Below are 15,756 nucleotides of genomic sequence, written 5' to 3' on the forward strand. Positions count from 1 at the left end.
CCTCACTGTTCCCACTGGAGCCGCGCGACCGCGTCGAGCACGCGGTCGACGCCTGGCAGATGGTGCCGCTCGAGCATGGGCGGCGGATACGGAATGTCGAACCCGGCGACGCGCAGCACGGGCGCCTCCAGATGGTGGAAGCAGCGCTCGGTGACGCGCGCGGCGATCTCCCCGCCGGGCCCGCCGAAGCCGCTCGACTCGTGGACGACGACCGCGCGGCCGGTGCGGCGCACGGACGCGGCGACCGTCGCGTCGTCGAAGGGCACGAGGGAGCGCAGGTCGACCACTTCCAGGTCCCAGCCCTCGGCGCGGGCCGCCTCGGCCGCCTCCAGGCAGACGGGCACCGACGGTCCGTACGTGATGAGCGTGGCGCTGGTCCCGGGGCGGCGGACCACTGCCGTGCCCATGGGTTCAACGTCCGCCGGCCGCTCGGGGTTCCAGGCGTCCTTGGCCCAGTACAGCCGCTTGGGCTCCAGGAAGACGACGGGGTCGTCGGAGGCGATGGACTGCCGCAGCAGCCCGTACGCGTCCGCGACGGTGGCGGGCGTGACGACGGTGAGGCCCGGCGTCGCCATGTAGTACGCCTCGGAGGAGTCGCTGTGGTGCTCGACGCCGCCGATGCCGCCCCCGTAGGGGATGCGCACGGTGATCGGCAGCGGCATGGCCCCGCCGGTGCGGTTGCGCATCCGCGCCACGTGGGAGACCAACTGTTCGAACGCCGGGTACGCGAACGCGTCGAACTGCATCTCCACGACCGGCCGCAGCCCGTACATGGCCATGCCGACGGCGGTGCCGAGGATGCCGGCCTCGGCGAGCGGCGTGTCCGTGCAGCGGTCCTCGCCGAACTCCTTGGCGAGGCCGTCGGTGACGCGGAAGACGCCGCCGAGCGTGCCGACGTCCTCGCCCATGACGTGCACGGTCGGGTCCTCGGCCATGGCGTCGCGCAGGGCGCGTCCGAGCGCCTGCGCCATGGTGGCCGGTTTCGTGACCGGCGTGGCCGGCTTGTCCGCGACCGTGGTCATGCCTGTCCCCCCTCGGGCGACCGGTCCGTACCGGCCGCCTCCGCCTCGGCCTCGAGCTCGGCCCGCAGTTGTGCGGCCTGCTCGCGCAGTTGGCTGGTCTGCTCGGCGTAGACGTGCGTGAACAGGTCCATCGGGTCGAGCGCCGGGTCCTGGTTCATGCGCTCGCGCAGCGCCGCCGCCATGGTCTCCGCGTCGTCGCGCACCGCCTGTATGCCGTCCTCGTCGATCAGCCCGCGCCGCGTCAGCTCGCGTTCGAGCAGCAGGACGGGGTCGTGTCCGCGCCACGCCTCGACCTCGGCGTCGTCGCGGTAGCGGGTCGCGTCGTCGGCGTTGGTGTGGGCGTCCATCCGGTAGGTGACGGCCTCGATCAGGGTCGGTCCGCCGCCTCCACGCGCGCGTGCCACGGCGTCGGAGAGAACCTCGTGCATCGCCAGGGCGTCGTTGCCGTCGACCAGGCGGCCCGGCATCCCGTACCCGACGGCCTTGTGGGCCAGGGACGGCGCGGCGGTCTGCTTGGCCAGCGGTACGGAGATGGCGTAGCCGTTGTTCTGGACGAGGAAGACGACGGGCGCCTGCCAGACGGCGGCGAAGTTCAGCGCCTCGTGGAAGTCGCCCTCGCTGGTGCCGCCGTCGCCGACCATGGCGAGCGCCACGACGTCGTCGCCCTTGAGGCGCGCGGCGTGCGCGAGGCCCACGGCGTGCGGCAACTGGGTCGCGAGGGGCGTGCACAGCGGCGCGATGCGGTGCTCGCGCGGGTCGTACCCGGTGTGCCGGTCGCCGCGCAGCAGCGTCAGGGCCTCGACCGGGTCGAGGCCGCGGGCGACGGCGGCGAGGGTGTCGCGGTAGCTGGGGAAGAGCCAGTCGCGCTCCTGGAGGACGAGCGCGGCGGCGACCTCGGCGGCCTCCTGGCCGGTCGTGGACGGGTAGACGGCGAGGCGGCCCTGCTTGGTGAGGGCGGTCGCCTGCGCGTTGTACCGGCGCCCGCGCACGACCTCGGCGTACAGGCGGCGCAGCAGGGCGGGGTCGGTGTGGTCGGCGGCGGCGGTGCCCAGGACCCGGTGGGGCTCCGCGTCGGGCAGCAGCGACGCCGGGTCCGTGCGGGGCTGCCAGGCGGGTGGCGGCGTGGGCGCGTCGGCGCGGTGGGCGCCCCGCTGCTCCGTGACCGTCATGACGGCACCTCCTCGTGGGAGCGGCTTCGAGGGCGCCTCGGGTGTGATGCGCCTCACCTACCGATTGTTCGGTCGTCGGCACATTTTGGCTACAGGCACCTCCAGGCTGTGGACAAACGGTTCTCCACAGCCTGTGATGAACGCAGTACGTCCATGGCAGGAAGGCGGGGGCAGATGGCATCTGAACAAATGGCCGACGGCTCCGGCGGGCGCGATCCCGGCGGGAGCGACCCCGTGGCCCGGCCGCTGGACGCCATCGACCGCGACATCCTGCACATGCTCCAGAAGGACGGCAGGGCGTCGATACGCTCCGTCGCCGAGAGCGTCCACGTCTCCCGGGCGAACGCCTACTCCCGCATCAACCGCCTCATCGACGACGGCGTGATCCGCGGTTTCGGCGCCCGCGTCAACCATGAGAGAGCCGGCCAGGGCGCGTCCGCGTACGTCACGCTCAAGATCGTCCAGAACTCCTGGCGCACGGTCCGCGACCAGTTGCGCCGGATGCCGGAGGCCTCGCACATCGCGCTGGTCAGCGGCGATTTCGACGTCCTGATCCTGGTGCACACCGAGGACAACAGGGCGCTGCGCGAGCTGGTCCTCACCAAGCTCCAGGGCATCCCCGAGGTGCTGAGCACCCGCACGCTGCTGGTCTTCGAGGAGGAGGACCTGGGCCCGGACCACCCCTAGGGCCTGGCGTCGAACGACAAGCCCTCGGCCGCTCGCTCAGCCCTCCTTGCGCAGGCCCCCGAAGACCAGCTCCACGACGGCGTCGGCCACCTCGCGGTCCCGCAGCCCGCCGCCGTCGGGCCGGTACCACTCCACGACCGAGTTGATCATTCCGAAGACGAGGCGCGTGGCGAGCCGCACGGGTATGTCCGCGCGGACGTCCCCGTCGGCGGCGGCCGCCTTCAGTAGCTCGGCGACCTGGTGGTCGAACTCCCTGCGCCGCTCCATGGCCCACCGCTCGGTGTCGGTGTTCCCGCGGACGCGCAACAAGAGCGTCACGTAGGGAAGTTCGCTGGTCAGCACCTCGACCATGCGGCGCGTGACGTACTCCAGGCGCTCCACCGCGCGTCCCACGCGCGCGGGTTCCTCGCCCAGGATGCCGAAGAGACCGTCGAGCGCGCGGCTCACGGCGCGGCGCAGCAGCTCCTCCTTGCCGGTCACGTGGTGGTAGATCGAGGACTTGGAGATGCCCGCCGCCTTGGAGAGGTGCTCCATGGACGTGCCGTCGTAGCCGCGCTCGTTGAAGATCGTGACGGCGACCGCGAGCAGGCTGTCGGGCGTGTAGGTGTCGCGCCGCGCGCCGTTGTCGCGTCCTGTGGCGCTGTCGCGTCGTGCGGTGGTCATGAGGAGGCCTCCCGCTTCTCCGGGGCGTACGAATGGCGGTAGAGCGCCAGGGACGGCGCGTAGCGGCCCGAGGGGTCGCGCAGGTGCAGGTCGTCGAGGAGGGCGTACGCCCAGTTCTTGCCGAGCTTGCGGCTCCACTCGATGGGCCCGAGCGGGTAGTTGACGCCGAGCCGCATGGCGGTGTCGACGTCCTCCTCGGTGGCCACGCCCTTGGCGACGGCGTCGTGCGCCAGGTCGATGAGGCGCGCCACCGTACGGGCGACGATCATGCCGGGGACGTCTCCGATGACGCTGACGTCCTTGCCGAGCGCCTGGAAGAGCCCGACGGCCTCGCTCAAGGTGCGCTGGTTGGCGTCCTGGGCGGTGGCGAGCGCGATGCGGGTCGCCTTGCGGTAGTCGAGCGCCAGGTCGAAGTAGATGACGTCCCGGTACTCGATGGACGTCTGCCCGTCCGCGAGGGCGAGTTGGCCGCCGCCCGGCAGCACCAGGCGGGTGCCGTTGTCCTCGTCCTCCTCGCGCACCTCGATGCCCGCCTCGCGGATGAGGGCGAGCAGCTCGCGCGCGGGGCCCAGATCGCCCTCGGCGACGACGTACGCGGGCTTGTCGGCGGGCGGCGCGGTGTGCGGCTCCGGCCGCTCCTCGCCCTCCCCGTACGCGTACCAGCCCTGGCCCGCCTTGCGGCCGAGGTGCCCGGCCTCGACCAGGCGGCGCTGGGCGAGGGAGGGGCGGAACTTCACGTCCTGGGAGAAGCCCTCCCAGACGGAGCGCGTCACCGCTTCGTTGACGTCCTGGCCGATGAGGTCGGTCAGCTCGAAGGCGCCCATGCGGAAGCCGCCGCTCTCGCGCAGCACGGCGTCGATGGTGGCGGGGTCGGCGCCCTGGTCCTCGTAGACGGCGAACGCCTCCGCGTAGAAGGGCCGCGCGATGCGGTTCACCAGGAAGCCGGGGGTGTCCGCGCAGGCGACCGGGGTCTTGCCCCAGGCGCGGGCGGTCTCGTACGCGCGCGTGGCCGCGGTGACGTCGGTCGCCGAGCCGGAGACGACCTCCACGAGCGGCAGCAGCGGCGCGGGGTTGAAGAAGTGCAGGCCCACGAAGCGGCCGGGCAGGCGCAGTGCCCCGCCGATCGCCGTCACGGAGAGGGACGAGGTGTTGGTGGCGAGGAGGCAGTCGTCCGCGACGATCTCCTCCAGGTCGCGGAAGAGCTGCTGCTTGACGTCCAGGCGCTCCAGGACGGCCTCGATGACGAGGGCGGCGTCGGCCAGCTCGTCCAGCGCCTGCGCGGGCTCCAGGCGCGCGACGGCCGCCGCGCGCTCCTCCGCGCTCATGCGCCCCTTCTCGACGAGCCGGTCCAGGCGCGCCGCGATCGACTCGGCGGCGGCCCGCGCCCGGCCGTGCACGGCGTCGTACAGCCGGACGGGGTGCCCGGCGACCAGGGCGACTTGAGCAATGCCCTGGCCCATGGTGCCGGTGCCGACCACGCTGACGAGGCGGTGCGGGCGGTCAAGGCGGTCATGTGCTGTCATGCGCGCGATCCTTCCGCATGCAGCCCGGTTTCCGGCCGCCGGGGCCCTTGGGGTCGGTTTTCCACAGGTTCCACGCACCCTCTTGTACCGACCGATCGTTCGGTTACTCTAACTCTCACTGCTCGTTCCTGCCCAGCCCAGCCCAGTCCTGCCCATAGGAGGAGTTGGTCCGCCATGGCCGCCGCCGAACGCACCGCGCACGACCTGATCAGCAAGCACCGGCCGACGCTCGACCAGGCGCTGGAGGCGATCCGCACGCGCGCGTACTGGTCCCCGCACCCCGAGCACCCGAAGGCCTACGGGGAGGAGCACGGGAGCCTGAGCGCCGCCGGGGGCAAGGCCGCCTTCGACGCGCTGCTCGGCAGCCGCCTCGACCTGGGCCAGCCCGGCACGGACGACTTCGTCGGCGGTGAGGTCTCGCCGTACGGGATCGAGCTGGGGATCACCTATCCGCACGCCGACATCGACACGCTGCTGCCGGCCATGCGCGCGGGCATGCGCGCGTGGCGCGAGGCGGGCCCCGAGGCGCGCGCGGCCGTGTGCCTGGAGATCCTGGCCCGCATCAGCGCGCGGACGCACGAGTTCGCCCACGCCGTCATGCACACCAGCGGCCAGGCGTTCATGATGGCGTTCCAGGCAGGCGGCCCGCACGCACAGGACCGCGGCCTGGAAGCGGTGGCGTACGCCTACCAGGAGCAGACGCGCACGCCGGACGAGGCGCGGTGGAACAAGCCGCAGGGCAAGCGCGACCCGCTCGTCCTGGACAAGGAGTTCACCCCGGTCGGCCGGGGCATCTCGCTGCTGATCGGCTGCAACACGTTCCCGACGTGGAACGGGTACCCGGGCCTGTTCGCCTCCTTGGCGACGGGCAACCCGGTCCTGGTGAAGCCCCACCCGCGCGCGGTGCTGCCGCTGGCGCTCACCGTCCAGGTGGCCCGTGACGTCCTGGCCGAGGCGGGTTTCACCCCCGACCTGGTGGCCCTCGCGGCCGAGCGGGACGGCGAGGGCATCGCCAAGACGCTGGCCGTCCGCCCCGAGATCAAGATCATCGACTACACCGGTTCGACGTCCTTCGGCGACTGGCTGGAGACGCACGCGCGCCAGGCGCAGGTCTACACCGAGAAGGCCGGCGTCAACACCGTCGTGATCGACGGCACGGACGACTACAAGGGCATGCTGGCCAACCTCGCCTTCTCGCTCTGCCTGTACAGCGGCCAGATGTGCACGACCCCGCAGAACCTGCTGGTGCCGCGCGGCGGCATCGCCACCGACCAGGGCCCCAAGTCGTACGACGACGTCGTCGCGGACCTCGCGCGCTCGGTCGGCGGCCTGCTCGGCGACGACGCGCGGGCGAACGGGCTGCTCGGCGCCCTGGTCAACCCGGACGTGCGGTCCCGTCTGGAGGCGGCTCCCGGGCTCGGCGAGGTCGCCCTGCCGTCGCGGGAGGTCGCGAACCCCGACTTCCCGGACGCCGTCGTGCGCACGCCGGTGATCGTGAAGGCGGACGGCGCCCGCAAGTTCTGGGAGGACGCCGACGCCGAGGCGGCCTACATGAGCGAGTGCTTCGGCCCCGTCTCCTTCGCCGTCGCCGTCGACTCCACGCAGGACGCGCTGGACCTGCTGCGGCGCACGGTGCGCGAGAAGGGCGCCATGACGGTCGGCGCGTACACCACGTCCGACGCGGTGGCGGGCGCCGTTGAGGAGGTCTGCCTGGACGAGTGCGCCCAGCTCTCGCTCAACCTCACGGGCGGGGTCTACGTGAACCAGACTGCGGCGTTCTCGGACTTCCACGGCTCGGGCGGCAACCCGGCGGCGAACGCGGCCCTGTGCGACGCCGCCTTCGTGGCCAACCGCTTCCGCGTGGTGGAGGTCCGCCGAGAGGCCGCCTGACCTCCGCCTAGGGCGCGTGCGTGCTGTGCGCGCTCCAGTGGAAGAGCGTCATGCCGACGCTGGTCGCCAGGTTGTAGCTGGAGACCTGGGGCCGCATCGGCAGGGACACCAAGTGGTCGGCGCGCTGCCGCAGTTCGGGCGAGAGGCCGCTGCGCTCGGACCCGAAGGCGAGCAGCGCGTCGTCGGGCAGTTTCAGGTCACGGATGTCCACGCCCTCGGGGTCGAGCGCGTACAGCGGCCCCGAGGGCAGCTCGTCGGCCGTCAGCCGCTCCACGGCGGTCGCGAAGTGCAGCCCCGCCCCGCCCCGTACGACCGTGGGGTGCCAGGGGTCGAGGTCGCCGGTGGTGAGGACGCCGGTGGCACCGTACCCGGCGGCGAGGCGGATCACGGCGCCCGCGTTGCCGAGGTTGCGCGGGTTGTCGAGGACGACGACAGGTGTAGTGCGCCGCTCGCTTCGCAGAGCGGCGAGGTTGTCGGCGCGGGCGGGGCGTGCGGCGAGGGCGGCGACACCGGTCGGATGCAGCCGGGGCACGAGACCCCGTAGGACGTCCTCCTCGACCTCCACGAGCAGCGCGTCCAGGTGCGCCACCACGTCAGGGGCGAGGTCGTCGGCGAGGGCGAGCGCGGCCGCCCGGTCCACGGCGAGCGCCACCGGCACGTCGGCGCCGAACCGCAGGGCGTGCTTCAGCGCGTGGAAGCCATCAAGCAGCACGGCCGCTTCGGCCCGTCCCCGCCAGACCCGTACCGCGCCCTCGGGCCCGCCGTCGTCGCCGCTGTCCGTGCCGCTCGTCCCGCTCATGGCAGGAAGCCTACGTGCGGGCCGTGGGCGCCTGCGCCGTGAGCGGTCCGGGGTCCGGTTCCGTGCGCGGGGTGGGAACCTCGGCGCCTCCCCGGCCGCCGGAGAAGGCTCGCCCACGCGCGCGTGCCGCCCACCGGCCGACCCGGCGCAGGAAGCTCGTCGGCAGGAACACCGCGTCGGCGGCGATCATCGCCAGCGAGAAGAACGGCAGCCCGAGCACGATGGCGATCACCGCGTGCTCCAGCATCATGAGGACGAGCAGGACGTTCTTGACCCGCCGGTTGAAGACCGTGAACGGGAACGCGACCTGGACCACGACCGTCCCGTACGTCACCAGGAGCACCATCGGGCCGAACGCCGTGAGCAGGTCGCCGAGGGCGGGCCACGGCGAGAAGTAGTCCAGGTGCAGCGGGTAGTAGACCGCCGTGCCGTCCTGCCAGCGACTGCCCTGGATCTTGTACCAGCCGGCGGTCGCGTAGATCAGACACGCCTCGATCATGATCACCAGCAGGGCCGCGTTGTGCGCGACATTGGCGATGACGTCGCACAGCAGGCGCGCGTCGCCGGACGCGGCACGCCGGTCGACGCACCACCACACGCCCTGGGCGATCCACAGCCCCCAGAGGAGAGGCACCCACAGGCGGTGCACGTCACCCGCGAACGTGGCGGCCACGAGCGCCAGGCCCATCACACACCACAGCACCATCCCGCCTCGGTCGGCGGACGCCCGCCCCTCTGCCGACTTCCGCCCGCCACGCGCGCGTGCCGCGCGCCGGGCGTCCAGGGACCACACCTGTCCGCAGCGGGTGAAGATCAGGTAGATCGACATGAGGTGGATGACGTTGTCACCCCCATCGCCCACGAAGACGCTGCGGTTCTGCAGCGACAGCACACCGATCATGAAGAGGACCGAGGTGGCACGCGTGTGCCAGCCCAGCATGAGCAGGACGGAGGCGAGGACGGCCACCACGTAGACGAGTTCGAACCACGCCTGACTGTCGGACCACAGCAGCGTGGTGAACGCGCCGTTGTCCGCGATGAGCTGCCGCGCGAGGTCCCAGCCCCATGGCCCGTCGGGCCCGTACAGCTCCTGGCGGTGCGGAAACTCGCGCAACAGGAACAGCAGCCAGGTGGCGGCGAACCCGATGCGGATCACGGCGCTCTGGTAGCGGCCGAGCGGCGCCGCGGTGACCGCCTGCAGCCCGGTGCGCACCGCCTTCTCCGCGCGGCGCGCCTGTTCCACGACGGCGTTCATCGGGCACCGCCCGTCTCGGCCACGACCCGCAGATGCGTACCGCTGTCGAGCGACGCGTCCCGCGCGGTCACCTTCCACCAGGGCACCTGCCGGTAGACCGGCTTCTGATCCACCTTCTCGGGACTCCATTTCGGCGGTTCGATCACGGTCGACCGCGAGCGGACCTGGACGCGCTCGACGATGTCCCCCTCGCCCGCCACACCGAGGCGGTCGAGACGCAGGACGAGGATCCGACGCAGGTACTGCTCGGAGAGCACCCCGCGTGAGCCCGTCGCCCGGTCCTGCAGGTCGTGCGTGGACGTGTAGATGTCCCACGCGCGGCGCAGTTCGTTCTGCTGGGTGTGGCTCGGCAGCAGGTTCCCGTCGATGGCGGCACCGTCCTGCGCCGACAGGTCCTGCCAGGCGGTGGTCCGCAGCTCACCGTCCGCCCCGCGCACCTCGGCCCGGGCCTGGACCGCGATGTTCTGCTGCAACGGGTTCGGCGCGAACAGCTTCCAGTTCTGCTCGAACTCCGGGTAGATCCACCAGTCGACCAGGGGGGCGTGCTGCTTGGACACGGTGTTCGCCGGGGCGACGTGCAGGAAGACCAGGAGGACGTGGAAACAGGTGACGACACCGATCGCCACCAGCGCCAGGGCGGCGGTGAACCGGTAGCCGGGGGAGAGGGCGAGGATGCCGCGGCGGTCGGCGGGGTCGCCGGGGCCCACATCACCTGGCTCGACCGCTTCGGCCGTGTCAGCGGGTCCGGCCGCCTGTGCGAGCCGGGCCGGTCCGAGGGGCTCGGCGGGGCCGGGCCGCGTCCCCACCGCGTCCGGTGATACGGGCGGGGCCGGGTCGATGAGACCGGCCGGGCCGGGCCGCCTGTCCGCCGTGCCCGGTGGCGCCGGAGTCGCCTCCTGCGGCCCGCGCCGGGCGGCCTCGTCTGCGGCGCCTGCTTCCGTGTCCATCGGTGCTCCCCGTTCCCCGGATCTTCTTCTTCCCTGGCCCGTCGCGCCCGGTCGCCCGGCGGCGAACCTGCGGCGAACCGATTCCGCGCCGTGCGGCCCAGCAGGTGCGGCGCACCGGCACGGTACTGGGGAGTGGCCGCCCGGCACAGCTTCCCGAGGTTATCCACAGGCTCGGCGGCTCAGGGTTGACACCCTACGGCGCCGCGTCCCACCATTGAATCCGACGAACCGAACGATCGGTCGGGAGCAGTGAGGGCCCGGCCGCGCTTCGAGCAGCCCAGGTCGAGGGACCGAGGCCGAAGGGGACCGGGAATGGCGACAGCAGCCCCGCACCACCAGGCGGTTGGGACACCCGCGGACGCGGACCGCGCCGCCGGGTTCCAGGCCGCGTTCGACGCCGCCGTGGCGGCGGACGAGCGCATCGAGCCCCGCGACTGGATGCCGGACGCCTACCGGGCGACGCTGGTGCGCCAGATCGCCCAGCACGCCCACTCCGAGATCATCGGCATGCAGCCGGAAGCGAACTGGATCACGCGCGCCCCCTCCCTGCGCCGCAAAGCGATCCTGATGGCCAAGGTCCAGGACGAGGCGGGGCACGGCCTGTACCTCTACAGCGCCGCCGAGACCCTCGGCGCCAGCCGCGACGACCTCCTCGACAAGCTGCACAGCGGCCGCCAGAAGTACTCGTCGATCTTCAACTACCCGACGCTGACCTGGGCCGACGTGGGCGCGATCGGCTGGCTGGTGGACGGCGCGGCGATCACCAACCAGGTCCCGCTGTGCCGCTGCTCGTACGGGCCCTACGCGCGCGCCATGATCCGCGTCTGCAAGGAGGAGTCCTTCCACCAGCGCCAGGGGTACGAGCTGCTGCTCGCCCTCAGCCGGGGCACCGAGGCCCAGCACGCGATGGCGCAGGACGCGGTGGACCGCTGGTGGTGGCCGTCGCTGATGATGTTCGGCCCGCCCGACGACGAGTCGGCGCACTCCGCGCAGTCCATGGAGTGGAAGATCAAGCGCCACTCCAACGACGAGCTGCGCCAGCGCTTCGTCGACATCTGCGTCCCCCAGGCCGAGTCCCTCGGACTGACGCTCCCCGACCCGGAACTGAGGTGGAACGAGGAGCGGGGCCATCACGACTTCGGCCCGATCGACTGGGCGGAGTTCCGCGAGGTCCTCAAGGGCAACGGCCCGTGCAACGAACAGCGGATCACCCAGCGCAGGCGCGCCCACGACGAGGGCGCCTGGGTGCGCGAGGCCGCCGCGGCGCACGCGGCCAAGCACGCGACGACGACCCCGGAAGGCAGGGCGGCATGAGCGACACCCCCACCACCCCCACGGCGCAGGGCGGCGGCGGTGACTGGCCTCTGTGGGAGGTCTTCGTCCGCTCCCGTCGCGGCCTGGCCCACACCCACGCCGGCAGCCTGCACGCCCCGGACGCGGAGCTGGCCCTGCGCAATGCGCGCGACCTGTACACACGTCGCGGCGAGGGCGTCTCCCTGTGGGTCGTGCCGTCGGCGGCGATCACCGCCTCGTCCCCCGACGAGAAGGACCCGTTCTTCGAACCGGCCGCCGACAAGCCGTACCGGCACCCGACGTTCTACGAGATCCCGGAGGGGGTGAAGCACCTGTGAGCACCACCCTCGGAGCCGGCACGGACACCGGCGCCGCTGCTCTCACGACGGCCGCGCTGGCCCTCGGCGACGACGCGCTCGTGCTCTCGCACCGCCTGGGCGAGTGGGCGGGCCACGCCCCGGTCCTGGAGGAGGAGGTCGCCCTGGCCAACATCGCCCTCGACCTGCTGGGCCAGGCCCGCGTCCTGCTCGGCATGGTCGGTGACGAGGACGAGCTGGCGTACCTGCGCGAGGAGCGCGCCTTCCGCAACCTCCAGCTCGTCGAGCAGCCGAACGGCGACTTCGCCCACACCATCGCCCGTCAGCTCTGCTTCTCGGCCTACCAGCACCTTCTGTACGCCGCCCTGGCCGCCGGGGACGGACCGTTCGCCCCGCTCGCCGCGAAGGCCGTCAAAGAGGTCGCCTACCACCAGGACCACGCCCAGCAGTGGACCCTGCGTCTCGGCGACGGCACCGAGGAGAGCCGCACGCGGATGCAGCGCGCGGTCGACGCCCTGTGGCGCTTCACCGGCGAGATGTTCCAGCCGGTCCCCGGCCTGGACGTCGACTGGACCGAGCTGCGGACCGGGTGGACGGAGACGGTGACCAACACCCTGCGCCGGGCCACCCTCACCGTCCCGGAGGGCCCGCAGACCGGGGCCTGGCGCGCCGGGGCCGGACGCCAGGGCCTGCACACCGAGCCCTTCGGCCGGATGCTCGCCGAGATGCAGCACCTGCACCGCAGCCACCCGGGGGCGTCATGGTGACCCTCGCCCGCGAACAGGAGACGCCGCTCGAGGCCGAGCTGCGCAGGATCGCCGGATCGGTGCCCGACCCCGAGCTGCCCGTGCTGACCCTGGAGGAGCTGGGCGTCCTGCGCGCCGTGCACGCACAAGGCCCCGGCCGCGTCGAGGTCGAGCTGAGCCCCACCTACACCGGGTGCCCCGCGATCGAGACGATGGCCGGGGACATCGAGCAGGCCCTGCACGAGCACGGCGTCCCGGACGTCACCGTGCGCACCGTGCTGACGCCCGCCTGGTCCACCGACGACATCACGCCCGAAGGCCGCCGTAAGCTCAGCGAGTTCGGCATAGCGCCGCCCCGCACCACGCGCGCCCCCGCCGGACCGGTCACGGTCGCCCTCGGCCCGACCCGGCACACACTTGGCTCGGACCAGGACACGGCGCCCGTCGCCTGCCCGCACTGCGGTGGCACCGACACCGAGCTGCTCAGCCGCTTCTCCTCCACCGCCTGCAAGGCGCTGCGCCGCTGCCTGTCCTGCCGTGAACCCTTCGACCACTTCAAGGAGCTGTGATGGCTGACGGAGGGGGCAGGGCCCGTTTCCACCGGCTCCGCGTCGCCGAGGTCGACCGGCTCACGGACGACGCCGTGGCCCTCACCTTCACCGTCCCCGAGGAGCTGCGCGAGGCGTACCGCCATGCGCCGGGACAGCACCTGGCGCTGCGCCGCACCGCCGACGGCACGGAGATCCGGCGCACGTACTCGATCTGCTCCCCGGTCCCGGCCGGTGAGGCGCCACGGACGCTGCGGGTGGGGGTGCGCCTCGTCGACGGCGGCGCCTTCTCGACCTACGCGCACAAGGAGATCGCCGTCGGCGACGAGGTCGAGGTGATGACCCCGGCCGGGCGCTTCACCCTCGACCCGGCACCCGGCCACTACGCGGCGGTCGTCGGCGGCAGCGGCATCACCCCGGTCCTCTCCATCGCCACGACGCTCCTGGAGCGGGTGCCGGATGCCCGCTTCTGCCTGGTCCGCAGCGATCGCACCGCCGCGTCGACGATGTTCCTGGAGGAGGTCGCCGACCTGAAGGACCGCTACCCGGACCGGTTCCAGCTGGTCACCGTCCTTTCGCGGGAGGAGCAGCAGGCGGGCCTGACGTCGGGCCGGCTCGACCAGGAGCGCATCGCGGCGCTGCTGCCCGCCCTGCTCCCGGTGGACACGGTGGCGGGCTGGTTCCTGTGCGGTCCCTACGGCCTGGTGCAGGGAGCCGAGCGGGCGCTGCGCGGCCTCGGCGTGCGACGCGAGCGCATCCACGAGGAGATCTTCCACGTGGACGACGGGCCCGCACCGGTTCGCGCCGCGACGGCCTCGACGCCCGCGCACAGCACCGTGACCGCCCTGCTCGACGGCCGCTCCGGCACCTGGCCGGTCGGGGACGGCGAATCGCTCCTGGACGCGGTCCTGCGCAACCGGCCCGACGCGCCCTACGCCTGCAAGGGCGGGGTGTGCGGGACGTGTCGCGCGTTCCTCGTCTCGGGGTCCGTGCGGATGGAGCGCAACTTCGCGCTGGAGCCCGAGGAGACCGAGGCGGGCTACGTACTGGCCTGCCAGTCGCATCCGGCCACGGAGACGGTGGAGGTGGACTTCGACCGCTGAGCCCGGCCCGACGCCTGTCGGTTCCCTTCTCGTGGGCTCTGTTCCCTTCTCGTAGAACCCGTTCTACTCTGACGCCCCGTCAGATCGGTGTCGCGCGGAACGGGAGGACAGCCCGGTGGACTTCACCTTCTCCGAGGAGCAGCAGGCGGTCGTTGAGGCGGCCCGGGCCGTGTTCGCGCCGGTCGCCCCCGATGGGGTGCCCAGCCCCGCGCTCACCTCCGGCGCCGTCGCCGACGACTTCGACCGCGCCCTGTGGGCCAAGGCGGCCGGGGCCGATCTGCTGAGTCTGCTGATCGCACCGGATTACGGCGGCGCGGGCCTCGACGCGATCGCGTTGTGCCTCGTCCTGCGTGAGGCGGGGAAGGTCCTGGCCCGGGTTCCGCTCCTTGAGCACAGCGCGGCCGCGGCGACCGTACAGGCGCATGCGCGCCCTGAAGTGCGACAGCGGCTCCTGCCGGACGCGGGGCGCGGCGAGACCGTGCTGACCGTCGCCTCGGCCGGACGCACCGGGCACGACACGGCGGACCTCGCGGTCACCGCCCGCCGCGCACCGGAGGCGGGCGGCGGGGACAGGGGTGACAGGGACAACGGAAGCGACTGGGTGCTGGACGGAATGCAGACGGCCGTCCCGTGGGCGTGGAACGCGGACCGGATCGTCGTGCCCGCCCACACCCCCGAGGGCGCCACCGTGCTCGCGCTGCTGCCGGGACCGGCCACCGAGGTGCGGGGCCGCACCCTCGCCGAACAGATCTCGACGACCGGTGAGCGACTGGCGGAACTTCGCCTCGAAGGGGCCCGCGTCGCGTCCGACGACGTCATCGAGGACCCCGCCGCGTGGCCCCTGCTGCACGCACTGCTGACCACCGGCACCTGTGCGCTCGCCCTGGGTCTCGGGGAGCGCGTCCTCGCCATGACCAGCGACTACGCGAGCAAGCGCGAGCAGTTCGGGCACCCGATCGCCACGTTCCAGGCGGTCGCCGTGCAGGCCGCCGACCGCTACATCGACCTGCGCGCGATGGAGGTCACGCTGTGGCAGGCGGCCTGGCGACTGGCGAGCGGGGCCGCGGGCCAGTTGCCACTGGCCGGGGATGTGGCGGTGGCCAAGACCTGGGCGTCCGACGGGGTCCGGCGCGTCGTGCAGACCGCGCAGCACCTGCACGGCGGCTTCGGCGCGGACACGGACTACCCGCTGCACCGCTATCACGCCTGGGCCAAGCAACTGGAACTCGCGCTCGGCCCGGCCGCCGCCCACGAGGAGGCGCTCGGCGACCTCCTGGCCACGCACTCCCTGGGCTGAGGGCTCAAACGACCGAAGCCCGGCTGGCTCCTGGGCTGAGGGCCTTAGGGCTTAGACGACCGAGCCCGGCTGCCCCTTGGGCTGACGGCTTAGACGACCGAGCCCGGCTGCCCCTTGTCGTCCACGACGGGGCGGCCGGCCGCCTCCCACGCCTGCATGCCGCCGTCCACGTTCACCGCGTCGACGCCCTGCTGCACCAGGTACTGCGTCACCTGGGCGGAACGTCCACCGACCCGGCACACCACGTGGACCCGGCCGTCCTGCGGCGCCGCCTCGGTCAACTCGCCGTAGCGCGCGACGAATTCGCTCATCGGGATGTGCAGCGCGCCCTCGGCGTGGCCCGCCTGCCACTCGTCGTCCTCACGGACGTCGAGGAGGAAGTCGTCCGCCTTGAGCTCATCGACACCGACCGTAGGCACACCAGAACCAAAAACCATGCCCCCGACGCTACCCGACCGACCCCGGCCCCCGTGCCCCACACCTGTATCCGCACGCAG

Annotated in this window: 16 protein-coding genes; 8 read left to right on the plus strand and 8 right to left on the minus strand. The window is 72.6% G+C overall.

What is annotated here, in order from left to right:
* Positions 1-2: 2 nt before the first annotated feature.
* Together ABZ877_RS33690 and pdhA are read right to left on the minus strand one after the other, a co-directional pair.
* Complete coding sequence (locus ABZ877_RS33690; RefSeq protein WP_361079286.1) at positions 3-1,022, minus strand: alpha-ketoacid dehydrogenase subunit beta; 1,020 nt, start codon at positions 1,020-1,022, stop codon at positions 3-5.
* Positions 1,019-2,191, minus strand: coding sequence for a pyruvate dehydrogenase (acetyl-transferring) E1 component subunit alpha (gene pdhA, locus ABZ877_RS33695; protein WP_361079289.1), 1,173 nt, complete (start codon positions 2,189-2,191; stop codon positions 1,019-1,021). The genes ABZ877_RS33690 and pdhA overlap by 4 nt, the downstream gene beginning before the upstream one ends.
* 174 nt (positions 2,192-2,365) lie before the next feature.
* Between pdhA and ABZ877_RS33700 the strand changes: the two genes are divergently transcribed.
* Positions 2,366-2,878, plus strand: coding sequence for an Lrp/AsnC family transcriptional regulator (locus ABZ877_RS33700; RefSeq protein WP_361079292.1), 513 nt, complete (start codon positions 2,366-2,368; stop codon positions 2,876-2,878).
* A 36-nt stretch (positions 2,879-2,914) separates the two neighbouring features.
* On the opposite strand, the gene ABZ877_RS33705 is transcribed toward ABZ877_RS33700, so the two are convergent.
* Together ABZ877_RS33705 and ABZ877_RS33710 are read right to left on the minus strand one after the other, a co-directional pair.
* On the minus strand, positions 2,915-3,541 hold the full coding sequence (locus ABZ877_RS33705) for a TetR/AcrR family transcriptional regulator (RefSeq protein WP_361079294.1): 627 nt from the start codon (positions 3,539-3,541) through the stop codon (positions 2,915-2,917).
* Positions 3,538-5,064, minus strand: coding sequence for a 3-hydroxyacyl-CoA dehydrogenase (locus ABZ877_RS33710; protein WP_361079297.1), 1,527 nt, complete (start codon positions 5,062-5,064; stop codon positions 3,538-3,540). The genes ABZ877_RS33705 and ABZ877_RS33710 overlap by 4 nt, the downstream gene beginning before the upstream one ends.
* Before the next feature lie 174 nt (positions 5,065-5,238).
* On the opposite strand from ABZ877_RS33710, the gene paaN reads away from it, so the two are divergent.
* Positions 5,239-6,954: a phenylacetic acid degradation protein PaaN gene (gene paaN, locus ABZ877_RS33715; RefSeq protein WP_361079299.1), complete on the plus strand. Its 1,716-nt coding sequence runs from the start codon at positions 5,239-5,241 to the stop codon at positions 6,952-6,954.
* A gap of 7 nt (positions 6,955-6,961) precedes the next feature.
* On the opposite strand, the gene ABZ877_RS33720 is transcribed toward paaN, so the two are convergent.
* The 3 genes from ABZ877_RS33720 to ABZ877_RS33730 are packed head-to-tail and all read right to left on the minus strand — an operon-like array spanning position 6,962 to position 9,955.
* Entirely contained in the window at positions 6,962-7,753 is a 792-nt protein-coding gene (locus ABZ877_RS33720) for a TrmH family RNA methyltransferase (protein ID WP_361079302.1), read from the minus strand.
* 10 nt (positions 7,754-7,763) lie between these two features.
* Positions 7,764-9,008, minus strand: a complete 1,245-nt coding sequence (locus ABZ877_RS33725) for an HTTM domain-containing protein (protein ID WP_361079305.1) — start codon at positions 9,006-9,008, stop codon at positions 7,764-7,766.
* Positions 9,005-9,955: a DUF5819 family protein gene (locus tag ABZ877_RS33730; protein ID WP_361079308.1), complete on the minus strand. Its 951-nt coding sequence runs from the start codon at positions 9,953-9,955 to the stop codon at positions 9,005-9,007. The genes ABZ877_RS33725 and ABZ877_RS33730 overlap by 4 nt, the downstream gene beginning before the upstream one ends.
* A gap of 312 nt (positions 9,956-10,267) precedes the next feature.
* Here ABZ877_RS33730 and paaA point away from each other — a divergent pair, with 312 nt between their 5' ends.
* The 6 genes from paaA to ABZ877_RS33760 all read left to right on the plus strand — a co-directional run bounded on the left by paaA (position 10,268) and on the right by ABZ877_RS33760 (position 15,259).
* Positions 10,268-11,269, plus strand: a complete 1,002-nt coding sequence (gene paaA / locus ABZ877_RS33735) for a 1,2-phenylacetyl-CoA epoxidase subunit PaaA (protein WP_361079311.1) — start codon at positions 10,268-10,270, stop codon at positions 11,267-11,269.
* Positions 11,266-11,586, plus strand: coding sequence for a 1,2-phenylacetyl-CoA epoxidase subunit PaaB (gene paaB, locus ABZ877_RS33740; protein WP_361079314.1), 321 nt, complete (start codon positions 11,266-11,268; stop codon positions 11,584-11,586). The genes paaA and paaB overlap by 4 nt, the downstream gene beginning before the upstream one ends.
* The gene (gene paaC / locus ABZ877_RS33745) at positions 11,583-12,332 is read left to right on the plus strand and encodes a 1,2-phenylacetyl-CoA epoxidase subunit PaaC (protein ID WP_361079315.1); all 750 of its coding nucleotides are present in this window, start codon (positions 11,583-11,585) and stop codon (positions 12,330-12,332) included. Before paaB ends, paaC begins: the two co-directional genes overlap by 4 nt.
* Entirely contained in the window at positions 12,326-12,880 is a 555-nt protein-coding gene (paaD, locus tag ABZ877_RS33750) for a 1,2-phenylacetyl-CoA epoxidase subunit PaaD (protein WP_361079318.1), read from the plus strand. The genes paaC and paaD overlap by 7 nt, the downstream gene beginning before the upstream one ends.
* Positions 12,880-13,962 (plus strand): 1,2-phenylacetyl-CoA epoxidase subunit PaaE, encoded by a 1,083-nt coding sequence (gene paaE, locus ABZ877_RS33755; RefSeq protein WP_361079321.1) that lies wholly within the window; start codon positions 12,880-12,882, stop codon positions 13,960-13,962. The genes paaD and paaE overlap by 1 nt, the downstream gene beginning before the upstream one ends.
* Before the next feature lie 115 nt (positions 13,963-14,077).
* On the plus strand, positions 14,078-15,259 hold the full coding sequence (locus tag ABZ877_RS33760) for an acyl-CoA dehydrogenase family protein (RefSeq protein WP_361079323.1): 1,182 nt from the start codon (positions 14,078-14,080) through the stop codon (positions 15,257-15,259).
* An 89-nt stretch (positions 15,260-15,348) separates the two neighbouring features.
* On the opposite strand, the gene ABZ877_RS33765 is transcribed toward ABZ877_RS33760, so the two are convergent.
* Positions 15,349-15,678, minus strand: coding sequence for a rhodanese-like domain-containing protein (locus ABZ877_RS33765; RefSeq protein ID WP_361079326.1), 330 nt, complete (start codon positions 15,676-15,678; stop codon positions 15,349-15,351).
* Between the last annotated feature and the right edge of the window lie 78 nt (positions 15,679-15,756).

Source organism: Streptomyces sp. NPDC046939, assembly GCF_040644575.1.
GTDB lineage: Bacteria > Actinomycetota > Actinomycetes > Streptomycetales > Streptomycetaceae > Streptomyces.

Coding starts and splice junctions, on each gene's coding strand:
- ABZ877_RS33690 (WP_361079286.1), bottom strand. CDS start 1,022: ATGACCACGGTCGCGGACAAGCCGGCCACGCCGGTCACGAAACCGGCC.
- pdhA (WP_361079289.1), bottom strand. CDS start 2,191: ATGACGGTCACGGAGCAGCGGGGCGCCCACCGCGCCGACGCGCCCACG.
- ABZ877_RS33700 (WP_361079292.1), top strand. CDS start 2,366: ATGGCATCTGAACAAATGGCCGACGGCTCCGGCGGGCGCGATCCCGGC.
- ABZ877_RS33705 (WP_361079294.1), bottom strand. CDS start 3,541: ATGACCACCGCACGACGCGACAGCGCCACAGGACGCGACAACGGCGCG.
- ABZ877_RS33710 (WP_361079297.1), bottom strand. CDS start 5,064: ATGACAGCACATGACCGCCTTGACCGCCCGCACCGCCTCGTCAGCGTG.
- paaN (WP_361079299.1), top strand. CDS start 5,239: ATGGCCGCCGCCGAACGCACCGCGCACGACCTGATCAGCAAGCACCGG.
- ABZ877_RS33720 (WP_361079302.1), bottom strand. CDS start 7,753: ATGAGCGGGACGAGCGGCACGGACAGCGGCGACGACGGCGGGCCCGAG.
- ABZ877_RS33725 (WP_361079305.1), bottom strand. CDS start 9,008: ATGAACGCCGTCGTGGAACAGGCGCGCCGCGCGGAGAAGGCGGTGCGC.
- ABZ877_RS33730 (WP_361079308.1), bottom strand. CDS start 9,955: ATGGACACGGAAGCAGGCGCCGCAGACGAGGCCGCCCGGCGCGGGCCG.
- paaA (WP_361079311.1), top strand. CDS start 10,268: ATGGCGACAGCAGCCCCGCACCACCAGGCGGTTGGGACACCCGCGGAC.
- paaB (WP_361079314.1), top strand. CDS start 11,266: ATGAGCGACACCCCCACCACCCCCACGGCGCAGGGCGGCGGCGGTGAC.
- paaD (WP_361079318.1), top strand. CDS start 12,326: ATGGTGACCCTCGCCCGCGAACAGGAGACGCCGCTCGAGGCCGAGCTG.
- paaE (WP_361079321.1), top strand. CDS start 12,880: ATGGCTGACGGAGGGGGCAGGGCCCGTTTCCACCGGCTCCGCGTCGCC.